At 48.8% G+C, this 16,852-nt stretch carries 14 protein-coding genes; 10 read left to right on the forward strand and 4 right to left on the reverse strand.

What is annotated here, in order from left to right; all coding sequences use genetic code 11:
- The first annotated feature begins 85 nt into the window (after positions 1 to 85).
- Both NLX74_RS12525 and NLX74_RS12530 read left to right on the forward strand, forming a co-directional pair.
- Positions 86 to 3,232: an ATP-binding protein gene (locus tag NLX74_RS12525; protein ID WP_254328918.1), complete on the forward strand. Its 3,147-nt coding sequence runs from the start codon at positions 86 to 88 to the stop codon at positions 3,230 to 3,232.
- A gap of 155 nt (positions 3,233 to 3,387) precedes the next feature.
- On the forward strand, positions 3,388 to 4,539 hold the full coding sequence (locus tag NLX74_RS12530) for a response regulator (protein ID WP_254328919.1): 1,152 nt from the start codon (positions 3,388 to 3,390) through the stop codon (positions 4,537 to 4,539).
- A gap of 269 nt (positions 4,540 to 4,808) precedes the next feature.
- On the opposite strand, the gene NLX74_RS12535 is transcribed toward NLX74_RS12530, so the two are convergent.
- Positions 4,809 to 6,578, reverse strand: coding sequence for an alpha-glycosidase (locus tag NLX74_RS12535; RefSeq protein ID WP_254328920.1), 1,770 nt, complete (start codon positions 6,576 to 6,578; stop codon positions 4,809 to 4,811).
- Between the two features lie 151 nt (positions 6,579 to 6,729).
- On the opposite strand from NLX74_RS12535, the gene NLX74_RS12540 reads away from it, so the two are divergent.
- The 5 genes from NLX74_RS12540 to NLX74_RS12560 are packed head-to-tail and all read left to right on the forward strand — an operon-like array spanning position 6,730 to position 11,252.
- Positions 6,730 to 7,404, forward strand: coding sequence for a response regulator transcription factor (locus NLX74_RS12540; RefSeq protein ID WP_254328921.1), 675 nt, complete (start codon positions 6,730 to 6,732; stop codon positions 7,402 to 7,404).
- Positions 7,404 to 8,834 carry a sensor histidine kinase gene (locus NLX74_RS12545; RefSeq protein WP_254328922.1) on the forward strand — a complete coding sequence of 477 codons (1,431 nt, stop codon included), beginning with the start codon at positions 7,404 to 7,406 and terminating at the stop codon, positions 8,832 to 8,834. Before NLX74_RS12540 ends, NLX74_RS12545 begins: the two co-directional genes overlap by 1 nt.
- Positions 8,835 to 8,893: 59 nt before the next feature.
- The gene (locus NLX74_RS12550; protein WP_254328923.1) at positions 8,894 to 9,811 is read left to right on the forward strand and encodes an ABC transporter ATP-binding protein; all 918 of its coding nucleotides are present in this window, start codon (positions 8,894 to 8,896) and stop codon (positions 9,809 to 9,811) included.
- A complete protein-coding gene (locus NLX74_RS12555; protein WP_254328924.1) occupies positions 9,808 to 10,524 on the forward strand; it encodes an ABC transporter permease in 717 nt (238 codons plus the stop codon). The genes NLX74_RS12550 and NLX74_RS12555 overlap by 4 nt, the downstream gene beginning before the upstream one ends.
- On the forward strand, positions 10,524 to 11,252 hold the full coding sequence (locus NLX74_RS12560; RefSeq protein ID WP_061831153.1) for an ABC transporter permease: 729 nt from the start codon (positions 10,524 to 10,526) through the stop codon (positions 11,250 to 11,252). Before NLX74_RS12555 ends, NLX74_RS12560 begins: the two co-directional genes overlap by 1 nt.
- A gap of 71 nt (positions 11,253 to 11,323) precedes the next feature.
- Here the strand turns inward: NLX74_RS12560 and NLX74_RS12565 are convergent, their stop codons facing one another.
- A complete protein-coding gene (locus NLX74_RS12565; protein ID WP_254328925.1) occupies positions 11,324 to 12,280 on the reverse strand; it encodes an L-lactate dehydrogenase in 957 nt (318 codons plus the stop codon).
- 535 nt (positions 12,281 to 12,815) lie between these two features.
- Here NLX74_RS12565 and NLX74_RS12570 point away from each other — a divergent pair.
- The 3 genes from NLX74_RS12570 (at position 12,816) to NLX74_RS12580 (ending at position 14,835) form a co-directional block, all read left to right on the forward strand.
- Entirely contained in the window at positions 12,816 to 13,637 is an 822-nt protein-coding gene (locus NLX74_RS12570; protein WP_254328926.1) for a MerR family transcriptional regulator, read from the forward strand.
- A gap of 144 nt (positions 13,638 to 13,781) precedes the next feature.
- Positions 13,782 to 14,603 carry a serine/threonine protein kinase gene (locus tag NLX74_RS12575; RefSeq protein ID WP_254328927.1) on the forward strand — a complete coding sequence of 274 codons (822 nt, stop codon included), beginning with the start codon at positions 13,782 to 13,784 and terminating at the stop codon, positions 14,601 to 14,603.
- A gap of 112 nt (positions 14,604 to 14,715) precedes the next feature.
- On the forward strand, positions 14,716 to 14,835 hold the full coding sequence (locus tag NLX74_RS12580; RefSeq protein ID WP_013369112.1) for a hypothetical protein: 120 nt from the start codon (positions 14,716 to 14,718) through the stop codon (positions 14,833 to 14,835).
- A 178-nt stretch (positions 14,836 to 15,013) separates the two neighbouring features.
- On the opposite strand, the gene NLX74_RS12585 is transcribed toward NLX74_RS12580, so the two are convergent.
- Both NLX74_RS12585 and gntK read right to left on the reverse strand, forming a co-directional pair.
- The gene (locus NLX74_RS12585; RefSeq protein WP_061831157.1) at positions 15,014 to 15,199 is read right to left on the reverse strand and encodes a hypothetical protein; all 186 of its coding nucleotides are present in this window, start codon (positions 15,197 to 15,199) and stop codon (positions 15,014 to 15,016) included.
- Positions 15,200 to 15,286: 87 nt separating this feature from the next.
- Positions 15,287 to 16,840 (reverse strand): gluconokinase, encoded by a 1,554-nt coding sequence (gene gntK / locus NLX74_RS12590; RefSeq protein WP_254328928.1) that lies wholly within the window; start codon positions 16,838 to 16,840, stop codon positions 15,287 to 15,289.
- Positions 16,841 to 16,852: the final 12 nt, after the last annotated feature.

Consider the following 16,852-nt stretch of genomic DNA (forward strand, 5'->3'; position numbering starts at 1 on the left):
TTTTTGCATGGGCAGCGCTTCTAATACAGCTGGTTAGAATAACCGATACTAAAAGATAGACGATATTGAAAAGAGCGGGGGATTTATGAAAAAACAGGGGGTTTTATTTTTTATTATACTTCTGCTTGCGGTTGCGTTGCCGGTGTATCCGTTAGTGTCGGGTGTTTTATCCGGAAACAGTCATTGGAAAGCACACAACGGTGTTATTGATTTGCGTAATTGGGACCCTGAAAAGGAAGGCCCTGTACAGCTGGGAGGGGAGTGGGAATTTTACCCCAATCAGCTTGTGCAACCTTCATCCTTTCATGAAATGCAACAAGATAAGGATTGGGAAAATCATCAGAGTTCTTCAGAGTTGAGGCTGGAAACGAGTTCTTCTGCCAAGATTGTGGATGTGCCTGGTAAATGGAATCAGTGGATGCCTAAGGGACAGGCGACCGGATATGGAACCTATCATATCCGTGTGCTGTTGCCTGAAAAAGCGGAAAATCTGTACGGCATCTATATGCAAAACATTCGCAGCGCCAGTCAAGTATGGATTGACGGAGAAAACGTGGGAGCAAGTGGTATTCCCTCTGTTTCTGCCGACAAGGGCAAGCAGGGCAATGTTCCCTATGTTGGATTTGCAGCGATAGATGGACATTCGGCTGATATTACCGTGCATGTGGCTAATTATAGCTACTCCTCCGGTGGAATCATTTATCCACTGTTATTTGGGGATTACGAGAGTATTACGCATAGCCGGGAAGTTGCAATGGCAGAGGACACCATACTGATAGCAGGATTTTTTATTCCTACCGTATTTTTTATCATGCTATACCTTTTACGTAAAAAGGAGAAGGCATTGCTTTACTTAGGATGCTTTTGTATCGCGGCTTTATTTTATATTCTGACACATGGAGAAAAGCTGCTGGCTTGGGGAATACCGGACTTACCTTATGAATGGATACTGAAAATACAGTCGTTCTCGTCAACCCTGTTCTACTATTTTCTGATCCACTATGTTCATCTTTCGACGCAGATTGTTATGAATCGGCTCGTGCTGCGCCTCTATAATATTACAACCGCACTGATGCTGGGTATGGGGCTATTTCTGCCTACATTGGTACTCTCATCCTTTGAAGCGTTTATTCTTCTTTTTGGTGTAGTCAGTGTGGGATATGTATTACTGATCTTGATTCGTGGGCTTCTTCAACGGACGGATGACGCTGCACTGCTAGTCATTAGTATTATGAGCATTCTTATGATTGTAGTGACTAGTTTTGTGTATATTCTGGGCTGGGGAGATGTGCGTGGAGTGACAGCCTATGAAATGCTCATATTCGTATTGGCTCAAACGCTCCTGCTGGCCAAACGTTTTGTACATTCGTTTAGGGAGGTTGAGAACCTGTCACGACGGTTGCTAACACTGGATGGGTTAAAAGATGAATTTCTGGCAAATACGTCACATGAACTGCGCACTCCTCTGCATGGAGTAATTAATATCGCTCAATCCATGCTAGACCGCTACGGGACACAATTCAATGAGCCGCAAAAGCACAACTTGGTCTTGATTGCGAATATAGGACGCAGACTTTCGTATTTAATTAACGATATTCTGGATTTTTCTAATTTGAAAAATGGCAGATTAGCCTTAAATCGTCGGCCTGTCAATGTACAGGCAGCTGTGAAGTCCGTGCTGGAGGTATTGGGTCATACAGTGGGTAAGAAAAAGATTCAATTTGTCAAAGAAATGCCCAATTCGTTGCCCAAGGTGGATGCGGATGAGGATCGGCTGATTCAGATTCTGTACAATTTGTTGGGTAATGCGGTGAAATTTACGGAGGAAGGCGAAATCGTAATCTCTGCCAAAGCGGGGAACCGTGAAATGGAAATCAGTGTGAAGGATACCGGGTCCGGTATTGCCCAGGAGCATCTTTCGCATATATTTGAACCTTTTAACCGAGGGGCGAATGCTGAGGATGAAGGATACAGTGGAACAGGGCTTGGATTAGGCATAGTCCGTCGTCTGGTGGAGCTGCATGGTGGTCATATCCGGGTAGAATCTAGATTGGGCAAGGGTTCGACCTTTTATTTTACACTGCCCTTAGCGCAGACCGGAACGTTGGCACATGAAGCTCAAAAAGATGTTTCGTCTGCGGTTATATTGCAGCCTGGTGTGACGTCGGGTCGGAATGTGATTCCGCATGAAGAGGATGCACTGGGGCAAGTTCAGACTGTTCCTTACAAAGTGCTGGCTGTAGATGATGATGCGGTTAATCTTCGGGTGCTGGAGGAGTTATTATATACCACAGGTTGTAGCGTGGTGGCGGTGGATCATGCCGAGGAGGCACTTCACATGCTGAATGGCCGTTCCCGATTTGACCTAGTCATTACGGATTGGATGATGCCGGAAATGTCCGGTATTGAGCTGTGCCGACGGATACGGGAACGGTATTCTCTGTCCGAGCTACCGGTGTTGCTGCTGACGGCACGCGACCTGCCCGGGGATATCCGCGCAGGTTTTATGGCGGGAGCTAATGATTTTCTACGTAAGCCTGTTGATGCTGAGGAATTAAAGGCGCGTGTGCGCACGCTGTTGAACATGCGTCATTCGGCGGAGGAAGCGGTGCGTTCGGAAATGGCCTTTTTACAGGCACAAATCAAGCCGCATTTTCTGTACAATGCCTTGAATGTCATTGTTTCGACCGTAGCCGTAGACCCGGACAAAGCAACGGAGCTACTCATGGAACTGAGTCAGTATTTGCGGGGCAGTTTTGATTTTCAGAACAGGGAGAATACAGTGCCATTATCCAAGGAGTTGGAATTGGTAGAATCGTATGTGGCACTGGAAAAAGCACGATTTGAAGAACGTTTGCAGGTGACCGTAGAGGTAGGAAGGAACATCCGGTCGCTCATCCCGCCATTAAGCATTCAGCCCATCGTGGAAAATGCGATACGGCATGGTGTGATGCAACGGGCAACAGGTGGAACCGTGCGAGTGGTTGTGCAGGAGGATGGAACCGATTTTGTGGTCAGCGTGACCGATGACGGCGTAGGGATTCCGTCCGAGCGAATGGAACAGCTGCTGTCGGAGGATCATGTATCTTCCAGCGTGGGACTGCGTAATATCCATCGCCGTCTTATCCATATGTATGGAGAAGGGTTGCGAATTGAAAGTATTCCTATGCAAGGGACGACGGTAAGCTTCCGTGTGCCGGAAACGATCTCGCCCCGGCATACCGATGAATAAAAAAAGTACAGTACATTGGTCGGAAAAGCTAAAGTCACGTCCGTAATGATACGATATATAAAATATAAGGAATTAAAATCGTATGGATAAAGGCGCATAGCGTGTAAATAGAGCATCATGATGGATGTTGCAGCAGGAAGGGAGTACGGACACAAATGAAGGCGATTTTGATTGATGATGAGAGGTCGGCATTAACCTACTTGGAACGGTTGCTGGAGGCGGACGGACGGTTAACGGTAATGGGCAAATATACGTCTGCACAAGCGGGGCTGGATCATCTGGCGGCAGAACGTGCGGATATTGTTTTTATAGATATCGGAATGCCAGAGATGAATGGTCTGGAGGCCGCCGAGTGGATTCAACAGCTAGATTCCCATATTCATATCGTCTTTGTGACCGCGTACTCGGAATATGCTATTGAAGCGTTCGAGCTGCAAGCACTGGATTACTTGTTAAAGCCCGTTCATGCCCGGCGGCTATCCAAAACGTTAGATCGGATTGCAGCCACGCTGGCTGATCCCCGTTCTTCTAGTTTGGGAGCTTCAGCAGAGCAATCCCCCAAGGTACGTTGTTTTCAAAAACTTGAAATTTTGGAGGATGGACAGGAAGCTGTAGGTGCGAAACCATTCAAATGGCGCACATTAAAGTCGCAGGAGCTATTTTCCTTCTTATTACACCATGAAGGGGAATGGGTGAGCAAAGAACAATTGCTGGATGCGCTGTGGCCTGAATATCATTTGGACAAGGCTGTTGTTCACCTGCACACGTCCATTTACCAAATCCGCAAGGCGTTGAAAGAACGGATGCAAGATACGAAGCTGGAATATAATCTGGATCGCTACCGCTTGAACCGCAATGGCTGGATTACAGATGTGGAGCTATTCGAGCGGGGAATATCCGAATGGGCTGCATCCGGTAGCGGCGGTAAGCCGCGTATTGAGAGCCTGTTGGCACTATACCGTGGCAACTATCTGGAGGAGCACGATTACCCGTGGGCGTATGCAAAAAGGGAGAAGCTGCGCAATATGTATCTGGCATGTGCTTCTGAGCTGGCGAGAGAAGAGCTTCGCTCAGGTCGTACCCGGCAGTCTGTTCAGCGCTTACTCAGCCTACAGCAACGGGAGCCGTACTCAGACGATATCTGCAGTCTGCTGCTGACCGCCTACGCCCAACTGGGCGATTATACCGCTGCGCAAAAGCATTATGAAAGCTTCGTCAGACTACTAGAAGATGAGTTGGGTATTGAGCCGCAGCAGGTGACGCACCAGTTGTACGTACAATTGAAAACACAGACGCTACCTGCGTAAACTGCTGTACTGGCTGTCTTCTTCAGCTCAGACAGGACAAGGCGGTAACCCCATTTCGATCAATGCTTCGAATGTTGGGGTAGTAAGAACAGATGTTAAAAACAAATAATCGACAATGGAAGCTCATATTCAACGTAAAAAGACCACCGGGAACAAGTTAACTATCTTGTTCCTGGTGGTTTCGCTTTTTTGCCGTTATTCGGCAGGTACCTTCATCAGCATCCGCCTTTATAGGCGGATGCCTTGCTTCCCGTCTTGACATCGTCCTCTTAAGCAGGTTTTACTGACCGAGCGGGCGCTGCCTTCAGTACAGCGTATCCGTAGGGTGGAAGCTTGGCAAGCAGCCCCCTCTCTCTAACGGACCACTGGCTTTCACCAAAGGCTAATTGCCATTCCTGCTCAGGAATGTCCAGTTCAAAAACGTGATCCTCATCGGAACGGTTGAGCAGCACGAGCAGCACCTCTTCCTCGCTGCGGCGCTCGTAGGCAAGTGAAGTGCCCTCTGGCTGTGCCTCCAAAAAGGTGATGCTTCCCTGATCACGGAGGACCGGGTGCCCCTTACGAAGCGCAATCAGCTCGCGATAAAAGTCGAACAACTCGCGGTCCTGTTTGTCGGTGTCCCACTCCATACACTTGCGGCAGCCTGGATCGGCATCTCCATCCAGGCCGATCTCATCGCCGTAATAGATGCAGGGTGCGCCCATGTACGTAAACTGGAACAGGGCGGCCAGTCGCATCAGCCGTTTGTCATCCCCACACAGTGTCAGCAGGCGCGGTGTGTCGTGGCTATCCAGCAAATTGAAGGCAACCTCAGATGCTTGCTGTGGATAGCGGGCCAGCTGTCGTCCGATGGCGAAGGCAAAGCTTTGAGCATCAGTCACTTTTTTGACGAAAAAATCATTCACCGCGTAGGTGAACGGATAATTCATCGTTGCATCGAATTGGTCCCCCTGAAGCCATTCAGATGATTCATTCCACATTTCACCCAAAATGTACGCATCTGGATTGGCCTGCTTGACCGTAGTGCGGAATTCCCGCCAAAAGGCGTGATCTACCTCGTCTGCCACATCCAACCGCCAACCATCGATGCCGATTTCTTCGATCCAGTGCTTTGCCACATCCAGCAGGTACCTTTTCACCTCAGGATGTTCAGTGTTCAGCTTGGGCATCATCGGTTCCAGCCCGAATGTATCGTACGTCGGTATGCCATCCACCACTTTCAGGGGAAAGCTATGTACATGGAACCAGTCCTTGTAAGGCGAGGCTTCGCCTTTTTCCTGGACGTCGACGAACGGTTTAAACGTACGCCCTGAATGGTTGAACACCGCATCAAGCAGCACCCGAATGCCTCGGTCGTGGCAGGCATCGACCAGTTTTTTTAATGTTTTTTTGTCCCCAAAATGCGGGTCCACCTCCATATAATCCTCTGTATCGTATTTATGATTGGTCGTCGCCTTGAACACAGGAGTCATATATATGGCGTTAATCCCTAGCTCGTTCAGGTGATCCAGGTGATCCAGAATCCCCTGAAGATCACCACCGAAAAAATTGTCTCTTTGTGGTGTTCCGCCCCATGTCTCTGCACCTTCTGGGCTGATGGAGGGGTCACCGTTCGCAAAACGTTCCGGGAAAATTTGATAAAATACAGCATCCTTCGCCCATGCAGGTGGCTTCAGAATATCAATCGGATTCAAAAACGGATATTGGAACAGTTTATCTGCATTTTGGGGTTCCTGGGTGGTGAAGTCGTCCTCGTTCATCCAAATACGTTCCTCACCGTCTTCTAGCAAAAATCCATATTTCAGCCGACGGTGAGTAGGTTTTATGCTGCATTCATAATAATCAAACCTGCCATCGGTAGCGAATTTGGACATCGGGACAAGCTGTCGGGTACGGTCCCAATCGTATTTATCTCCGGTGAGAGCATGAACGGTACTCAGGTCATTCTTCTTCGCACGTAGCCGTAGAAATATCGTTTCATCATTATAACCAAAAGCCCAATTTCGTTTCGGGTGATGGTATATTGCTTCTAGCAGCATCGGGTAGTCCTCCTTTTTTCACGAGCATTCAAATTTGAAAATGTGAAGCGTATGTCGTATAAGGTAGTTATTAACCTTTTTAAGTGGGTCATGTACCATAAATGCTATAATGCCCATTACATAAAAGAAAAACGATAAGTAGGTGTCTATTATGAAAACAAATGTGCTATACATCGAAGATGACCAGGATATTGGTGCTTGGACGCATCAGTATTTGGAAGAGCGGAATTACGCTGTAACCTGGCTTCGCAGCGGGGATGGGGCTGTGGAAGCAGCCCGTAAGTGCCAACTCGTGATTTTGGATGTGATGTTACCCGGTCTGGATGGATTCACCATGGGGAAGCGGCTCAAGAAAGAGTACCCGGAGCTTCCCATTCTCATGTTGTCTGCCCGTACATCCATTGACGATAAGCTGCAAGGACTGGATTTCGCCGACGATTATGTAACCAAACCCTTTCACCCGGACGAGCTCATAGCACGTATAGAGATTTTGCTGCGCCGATCGGGAACCGTGCCCGAAGAATCTTTACAACTGGGGCATCTCTCTGTGTTCTCCCCTGATAACCGTATTGTGAACCGTGATACCGGGGAGGAAATTACACTGACAGGCAAGCAATATCACATTTTTGCTTATTTGCTGCGGCATTTGGGCCAAATTATGACGAAAGAGCAAATGTATGAAGCGGTGTGGGGAGATCCATATATCGACGGAGACAAAACTTTAATGGTCCATATCCGACACCTTCGCGAAAAGCTGGAGATCGATCCTGCGGCACCCCGCATCATTGAGACGATCCGTGGTGTAGGATATCGGGTGAAAGCATAATGAGCAGGACGCGCAAAAATTGGAGGAGGCTGCACCCCAGCTCTAGGCCGGGTCAGGGAGGTCGGTTTCGCAGTTCACTGTTGTTCCGTTATCTGGCCATTATTGTGGTTGCTATGATGCTGTTGCCCATTGTGTTGCCTGCTACAGCCTTGATATATAGCGTGTTATTGAATTGGGGGGCGGAGCTCAAGCCTAAAAACGCTTACTATCCCTCTACTACCCATACCGAAAATAGCTGGCATCGCGAAGCTGTAGCTTTGAAGGGAGCCACACCAGAGCAAATCTCAGCCCATCTGCGCAAAATACAACAAGATATGTTCCCTAACTCACAAATATTTTGGGTGGATACCGCAGATAAAACAAGGTTGGAGTTACCGACACAACCTAACATGCCAAAACAATGGAACGCTGCGCAGGCTATAGCTTTTATGAAGCAAGCAAGCTATGAGGGGCCGTTTACGGTAGTAGCCTTTATTGGCGGGGGCAAGAATGATGCAAATCAGGGCTATATGGTGTTAAAAGTGCCTCGTTCGTTCTTTGAACAGCCACCTACAGATAGTAGCATGTTCATGTACTATCTCTTTTTTATCGTATTGGTTTTGGGCGCTTTTATATTCGTATCTCTTCTGTTTTTTGGAGGCATTCGGCGTAGACTGTTGCAGCTTCAGGCCGCCATGTCGCAGCGAGGAGAGGATGGCTTGCCTATTCTTGTTACCACTGGACGCCCAGATGAAATCGGCAAGCTGGAAGAAGCATTTAATCAGATGGTTGAGCAGTTGGCAGAAAGTCGGGGACGTGAGCGACAAGAGGAAGAGCTGCGGAAGAGACTGGTCGCGGATCTGTCACACGATATTCGGACGCCGCTTACGGTCGTGCGTAGCCATCTGTATACACTAGATGGTGAAAATCTAAGCAGCAGAGGGAAACAGTCGATTACACTGATGGAAAACAAGCTAAAAGACCTTGGGAGTCTGATCGACAATCTGCTCACCTATAATCTGCTAGCTAGTGGAAAATACACTATGAATAACACACCGCGTGATATCTTGCGGCTAGTGCGGGAGTGTGTAGCCAGCTGGTATCCGGTGTGGGAAAAGGAGGGTTTTGAAGTGGATATCGACCTGCCTGAGCATAGTATGGTGTGGAATGTCGATGAGCAAGGCTTCCGTCGTCTGCTGGACAATCTCTTTCAAAATGTAGTTCGCCATGCTGCTTCAGGCCGATATATCGGTGTTCAAGTACAGAAAGATAATGGGACAGAGGCATTGATTATCACAGATAAAGGGCCCGGTATGGAGCAACAGTCCAGTGAAAAAGGTGCAGGGATTGGTTTGGCGATTACAGAACTGCTGGCTCGCGAAATGAATTTGGAGAGGGAGATTATCAGTTCATCAGCCGGGACCCGAATCCGTTTTTTAAACAAAACTTAAACTCAGAGTTCCCTTGGCTTTAAACTTGGCACGTTACGATAGGTGTCGAGGTGAGGAACTTGAACGAATACATTATTGAAACGAACAGTCTCAGCAAAATATACAAAGGCCGCGCGGCGGTTAATCAGCTGGACCTGAAAATAGCTCGAGGAGATATTTACGGATTTCTGGGTCCGAATGGAGCGGGGAAAACGACAACAATCCGCATGCTGCTTGGACTTATTCGCCCAACTCGAGGAACGATCCGTATATTCGGCAAAGATATTCGCAGACATAAGCTCGATATTTTGCGTAAAGTCGGCTCGTTGGTGGAGTATCCTTCGTATTATGGTCATTTGAACGCAATTGAAAATCTGGAGGCCATTCGCCGTATTTTGAATGTACCCAAGCAAAACATTGCGGAAGTGTTAGAGGTCGTCCGACTGACCAAGCATGCCAAACGTCCAGTCAAAGGCTACTCGCTGGGCATGAAGCAGAGACTGGGTATTGCAGCAGCCCTGCTTGGGAATCCCGAAGTACTCATTTTGGATGAGCCTACGAATGGTTTGGACCCGGAGGGTATTCAGGAAATGCGCACATTGATTCAGGCGATGCCCGAGCAACGGGGGATCACCGTACTGGTATCCAGCCATCTGTTGAGCGAGGTAGAGCATATGGCGAATACCGTGGGTATTATCCGTGAAGGAGAGTTGGTCTTTCAAAACACGATTCACAATCTCCGTCAGGAATCTGCAGGCGGGATTCGGATCGTAGTGTCGGAACCGGATGCAGCCCAGTTGATTGCGCGTGAGCAGGGCTACCATTCAGTGAAGGACGGATCGGCGCTGGATTTCGAGAACATGAATGATGCGGCTGTTGCGCTGTTGGTCAGAAGATTGGTCGAAAATACGCATGCCGTGTACCGTGTGGAGGAACGCCGCAAATCGCTGGAGGATATGTTCATGCAGGTAGTGGGCAAAGGAGGGGCTTCCTTATGATGCTGCGAGCGCTCACGGCGGATCTGCTCAAAGCACGCAGAAAGGGAATCTGGTTCTTGGTGTTTCTTGGTCCCCTAGGGCTGGTAGCGATGCAGGGACTGAACTTTGGACTCCGCTATGACTATCTGATTCCGCGATACAAGGGGCGCTTATGGGAAAGCTTGATGGATAACATCGCTATTTTTGTCCCCCTTGCGCTGGTATTAGGAGCTACGATGGTCGCTTCCATGCTGGCGAATGTGGAACATTCGTCTAACTCTTGGAAGCAGCTGCTGGCTTTGCCTATTTCCAAATTTAGTGTTTATATGGCCAAGCTGACGCTAGCGATCGGGATGCTGTGCGTGTCCTGTCTACTCCTGACGGTCGGGACTTGGGTGTTGGGAATGATTCTTGGCTTTGGGGGAGAGCCTGCACCCGTAGGGGAACTGCTACGACTCGGGTTTTGGCCCTTGGGCGGCACGCTGCCTATGCTCGTATTATTGTTGTGGTTAACGGTCACGTTCCATAATCAGGTGCTGCCTGTAACACTGGGCATTACGTTAGGCATCGGCAGCTTGTTTGCTTCACAGCTGTCCGAATGGTTTCCGTTGGCCTGGCCGCAATTCGCATGGGTTGCACCTCAAGCATGGATGTTTGCGTCCGTCGGGTGCGGAACGGGCATACTCCTCAGTCTGCTGACAGCGGCCCATTTTAGCCGAAAGGATGTGGCGTAATGTTCGGAGGATATATACGGCTGCTTTCTGTTGAACGTATGAAAATGGCCAAATCGCCCGTTTGGCTGCTTGCGCTCGTCAGCCCGGCGATTGCCGTCTTGATTGGCTTGCTGGCGAATCCGGGAGGGAACTGGCTGTTGCTGTTGACTGCCATGCTTACATTACATGCCATGCTGTTCATGCCGATGCTGACCGCCGTATTTGGATCTCTAGTCTGCCGATTCGAGCATGGGGGCGGCGGTTGGAAGCAACTCATGTCATTGCCATTGTCCCGCACCAGTCTGTATGCGGCCAAGTTGACCATCATTATGGCCTTGGTCGGATTGACTCAGTTACTGTTTGGAGGAGCGCTGCTGGGTGTTGGAGCTGTGCAGGACATGAACGGACCAATCCCTTGGGCCGTGATCGCTCAAAGTTTGCTCGCAGGCTGGGTAGCCTGCCTGCCGCTGGCTGCGTTGCAGTTGATGGTGTCCTTCTTGTGGTCCAGCTTTGCCGCACCGCTTGCGTTGAATTTCGTCTTCACCGTGCCGAATATTCTGGTCGCCAATTCTCAAACCTACGGTCCGTACTATCCATGGACACAGCCTTTATTGGCGATGATGCCGAGTGGAAGAGACAACTTCGGGGCGTTCATGGTGCCAACTGACACACTGTTGACGGTTATAATAGGTAGCTTTGTCGTATTTACGTTGGCGGGACTGACCGTATTTCGTTATAAAGAGATATAGGGCGGAATACGGGGACTGCAAAAACTCCTTATCCTCAATGAGGGTAAGGAGTTTTTTACTGTGCTATTGGTTTACACTAAGCCTGAAATGGCACGGATATTATTGCTGATAAGGTGGCAAGAGGCGTCGAACTTCGCTTGTTCTTCCGGACTTAGCTCTAGCTCGATGACCTCTTGAATTCCTCTGCTGCCGATAATCGCCGGAACGCCCGTGCAGACATCGCTGTGCCCGTACTCGCCGTCCAATACAGCAGAGATCGCTATAATTTTACCATCATCATTTAAAATGGAACGGGTAATGTACGCCAGCGCATTGGCAATACCAAAATAAGTGGCCCCTTTGCGGGTGAAGATCTCCCAGCCTGCATCCCGAGTTTTACGGGCAATGTCGTCCAGATCGACGTGACTGAATCGTTCCTTATGCTGACGCAAAATGTGCAAGAGCGGCTTGCCGCCAATCGTGACGTGTGACCAGGCAACGAATTGGGATTCACCATGTTCCCCAAGAGCATACCCTTGCACGCTACGCGGATCTATGGAAAACACTTCGGAAAGCAACGTCTTAAGTCGGGATGAGTCAATGGAGGTGCCCGTGCCGATCACCTTGTTGCGCGGCAGACCGGATATACTTTGTACCATATACGTTACAATGTCGACAGGATTAGCGGCAATGACGAATATACCGTCGAAGCCACCCTCCATAATCGCTGTTACAATCTCTCTGGTAATAAGCACTGCGTTGTCCAGCACAGATAGGCGGTCTTGCCCCGGTTTAGGGTTGGCACCAGCCGTTATAATCACAACGTCCATATCCGTGCAGTCTGCATACGTGCCGGCACGCACCTTGGTACGTGTGGACGTAAAATCCATACAATGGGACAGATCCAGTGCATGGGCCAAAGCCCGATCATACGTGCGGTCAATCATCATGATCTCATCACAAATGGACTGATTAACCATTGAGTAGGCACAGCTCGAACCGACCATTCCCGCGCCGACAATAGCTACTTTCCTTGCCTTCCCCTTCATCTATGTTGCCTCCTCGTTCCAGCGAACGTTAATATGCTACAAATTATGCCTGAAATACATTTTACGTTACATAACATAACATATTGCTGATCTTTTGAAAATATCCATTTTTTTGCCTCCATTCCGGGAAATTATAAATAAACTGTGAATAGAGGTTTCTTTAGGATTAATCATAGAATGAACGTGAATTATCAATACTTTTACTGGAAGATAGGAGAGCATGTTTCAATTTATATTTAAGGTAAATTCTGTGCAAATTATAACATGAACTATGTTGATGGAAGGAATAGTGCCATGAAAATAATGAAAGTGTGACATTTATGTGACGTTCTTTAAAGAGTTTCAAGGACATACTTGAACGGAAGTATGCTCTGCAATGTCGTTTCTTGTATATCTACAAATATTCCGTTATGACAAAGGTTCTTAGCAGTCTGCAATATTAGAACATTTTTGCCAAAGGATTTCCAATGGATTTCGCGAATTCTACATATACAAGCTTATTTCTTTCCATACCATCCGGGGAGGTAATGATTAAATGGAAGAAAGCAAATCGACGACGGAAGCAGCAAAACAGTTGGGAATCGGGGCGAGTACCCTTCGTAAATATGCAGCGGCGCTGGAGGAGCAGGGGTATGTGTTTCAGCGTTCCGCGAATCAATCGAGGATGTTCAGTGCTGAGGATGTTGAGTGCTTGAAGGTGATGCGGAGGGCGTTGCGTGAGCAGCATATGACGATGGAGCAGGCGGTTCAGGTGGTGCTTGAGAGAGTGACCGCTCCCTTTCAAATGGAGGATGAAGAATTCCGCTTGCCACCCATCTCGGATGCTGAGTCACTAACCGCAACCTGGGAAGAAATAATGGCGGCGGCTGAGGGCAGGGATGAGACGGTCATAAAGGAGCAAGCAGCTGCTACGGTAGAACTGACAGAGTTACAGGATGAAATGAATGCTCAGGAACTGTCAGAGGAACCCATGCAGCTACAGGCGCAGGAAGAGTTACAGACTTTGGAACCAACCATTGAATGTAGATTGGAACAAGCACCTGTATCCGTGCAAACACAGGAGTCTATAGAGCCGCAAGAACTGGCGCAGATGCAGGACATGGTGCAAACTGCATTATTGGAAATGCGGAGCCGTTTGGAGGAGCTGGAAGCAGAACACAGCCGTTTGGTGGAAAAAAATATCAGTCTGTCTAACCAACTGGAGGATCAAAAACGCTGGATGAAAGAAAAGGTTGACGAGGAACGAGACCGGCAGCTAATTACTAATTTGCGTACCTACCAGGGCAGGCAACGCAAATCGCGCGGTTCGTTGTTGTCCTGGCTTGGTCTGACACCGCGCAGACGCAGAGAGGCATAACCAGCATCTTTTTTGATAAAGACCATCAGACCTTCCCGGTTCTGATGGTCTTTTATCGTGGATGGTATAATAACGGAATATAAGAATACGAGAACAAGCCGCATAAGAAACGTTGCTGCGGCATGTAGAGGAAAGGATATAAATATGTTTGCTTGGTTGCGGAACGCATATGAATCATGGATGGACTATCCGAAACAGCCTGGCGATTTACTGAGCGGACGTTATGATGTTCGTTCGCTTTTAGGCATGGGGAGCTATGGTCTAACCTACCTCTGTCTGGATCGGCACAGCGGACAAGAGGTGGCAGTGAAAATGCCCAGACCGAGCAAACGGGCGAAGGCAGTTCAGCTATTGCGGCGCGAGGCTCATATTATGCGGCAGATGGAACACCCCTATATTCCGAAGCTGCTCGAAATTGTCAAACATTCGAACGGAATAGTTGTAGTTATGGAATACATCTCCGGCATGACGTTGGAGGAGCTTATATTTGAACAGGAGCGTTCCTTTACAGAACAGGAATGCGTTGTCTACATTTTGGAGTTAATGGGGCGAGTTCTGCATGTGCATGAACGGGGCTATATCCATCGGGATATCCGCATTCCCAATGTGCTTCATCGTGAGGGGAAGCCTTACCTGATCGACTTTGGTCTTGCTCTGGCGTTGGGAGAGCGACAGGAGGATGTATTTACCGAATCCATGCTGGAAAAGCGTGCACCTGAGCGACAAGATGTCGCCGTCTACAGCGATTTGTACGATGTCGGACATTTAATGCTTTTTATGCTATATAGCAGTTACGAGCCTCAACCGGATCAACCGCCAGGAAGCTGGCAGGAAGAATTGAAGCTGAGTTCACCTGTGCGTCACATGCTGGAGCGTCTTTTTCAGATTCGGCCACGTTATGAGAATAGCCGACAGTTTATGCAAGAGCTGGAGGAAGCATTGCTGCTGCTTGAGGTTAACCCATAACGTCCCTAAAAATAAACAGGCATTCGCCGCAAAAATGGGGGAATGCCCCCCTTACGCATTTGACCATGTCTACATACAATGATCCTGTAAATGAGCGAAGGGAGTGTTGTAAATGAGTCATATGTGTGGAGTAGGCGGTATGGGTTGCGGCGTAGGAGCATGGACCTCTGTAGGAGCGATTCTGGTTCTGTTTATTTTGCTGGTGATCATCTCTAAAACCCTGTTTCTGTAATTTCGGTCTTGGCCGATTTCCTGTAAAATGCACAGATGTTGCCCTGTATAACGAAGGGCGCACAACAATAAAGCGAAGGCCCTTGAGATAAGTAGGGTCTTCGCTTTATTGGGTTTGAGGAGCCTGTGGCATGCTTCTTGTGTTACGCTCTATTCCGTCGCTACTTCTTGTTGTTTGGCTAAGAACTGGAGTAATGACGGCGTTTATCTTTGTAATAGCGGTGTCCATTGTGGCTATTCTTGTAACCGTCTGAAGAAGAATGACGTTTACGTTCACGTTCATAATAACGGTCTGAGCTGCTGTATCGCCGCTTATGAGAATGAGAGGTGGAATGTAGCAGGCGGTGCAGTAATTGTTTGAGCATCGTCTAATCCTCCTTCTTACCCTGCCCAACTGACATAGACAGGTTTTTATAAAACGGTAATACGCAGCAGCGTTAGAACAGGTTCCACTAATTTAAAGATTGTAGGGACTTGGCCTGAAATTCTGCAATATCCTTGAATTCTTCTTCGAATTTACGTGAAATGCGGATATAAATCGGCAGTAAATCGCGATAAATATCCACGTGTTCTGCTACAGGTTTGTGCTGGTGAGTGGTACCGATCATACCGGACACAGCATCCAGCGAATCAATCCGTCCCAGTGCGTACAAGCCCAGAATAGCTGCGCCCAGACATGAGCTTTCCAGACTTTCGGGGATAATGACCTCCTGATCGAAAATATCCGCCATAAGCTGTCTCCATAGCTCCGAGCGTGCAAATCCACCAGTGGCGTGAATGACTGACGGTCTGTCGATAACTTCTTCCATGGCGAGCATGACGGTATACAAATTGAACAGCACACCCTCTAGAGCGGCGCGGATCATATGCTCTTTTTTGTGATGCAGGGACAGACCGAAGAAGGAGCCGCGAGCATTCGGGTCCCACAGGGGCGCACGTTCACCGGATAAGTACGGAAGAAAGAGCAGACCGTCGGAGCCAGGACGTACCTGTTCCGCAATTTGGGTCAGCACATGATATGGATCAAGTCCCAGTCGCTTGGCCGTTTCCACCTCGGAGGCTGCAAATTCATCCCGGATCCAGCGGAAGACTATACCTCCGTTGTTCACTGGTCCGCCGATGACCCACAGCTTTTCGGTCAAGGCGTAACAGAAAAAGCGCCCTTTGGCATCCGTGAGCGGCTTATCAACTACGGTACGGATGGCTCCGCTGGTGCCGATGGTAACAGCGACAACTCCAGGTTTGATCGCATTCACACCGAGGTTGGACAAGACACCGTCGCTGGCCCCGATCACAAAAGGAGTCGTCTTCAGTAGGCCCATGTCATGCGCATAGGTCGCATCCAGCCCTTTGAGCACATGCGTTGTCGGCACCAGCTCGGATAGCTGCTCCTTCGTCACACCTGCAAGGTGCAGCGCTTCCTCGTCCCAGTCCAGCTGCTGCAAGTTCATAAGTCCGGTTGCAGAGGCGATCGAGTGATCCACGACATATTGGTGGAATAACCGGGCAAAGATGTACTCCTTAATGGAAATGAATTTATACGTCTGGGTCGCAATGTCCGGTAAATCCCGTGTAATCCACATTAGTTTCGTTAGCGGTGACATGGGATGGATGGGCGTTCCGGTGCGTAAGTAAAGATCGTGTCCGTTGTATTCATGTTTGAGTGCTTCGGCCCATTTGGCGCTACGGTTATCTGCCCAAGTGATGGAGGCGGTCAGCGGCTTGCCGTTCTTATCCACCGCTAGTACACTGTGCATGGCCGAACTGAAGGAGACGAACAGCACATGCTCGGCTGACACTCCGCTTTGTTTCATGACCTCTTGCACCGTCGTCACGACAGCTTTGAAAATATCTTCCGGGTCCTGTTCTGCCGCATCCGGCTCAGGTGTATGCAGCGGATAGCCCACATGGTGCTGGGCGGCAATATTGCCGTTTTCTTCGAAAAGCACCGCTTTGGTACTGGTCGTACCGATATCGACGCCGATCATATATCGGGTGTCTGTCATATTTAATCTCCC

The sequence above is a fragment of the Paenibacillus sp. MZ03-122A genome, assembly GCF_024213325.1.
GTDB lineage: Bacteria > Bacillota > Bacilli > Paenibacillales > Paenibacillaceae > Paenibacillus > Paenibacillus polymyxa_B.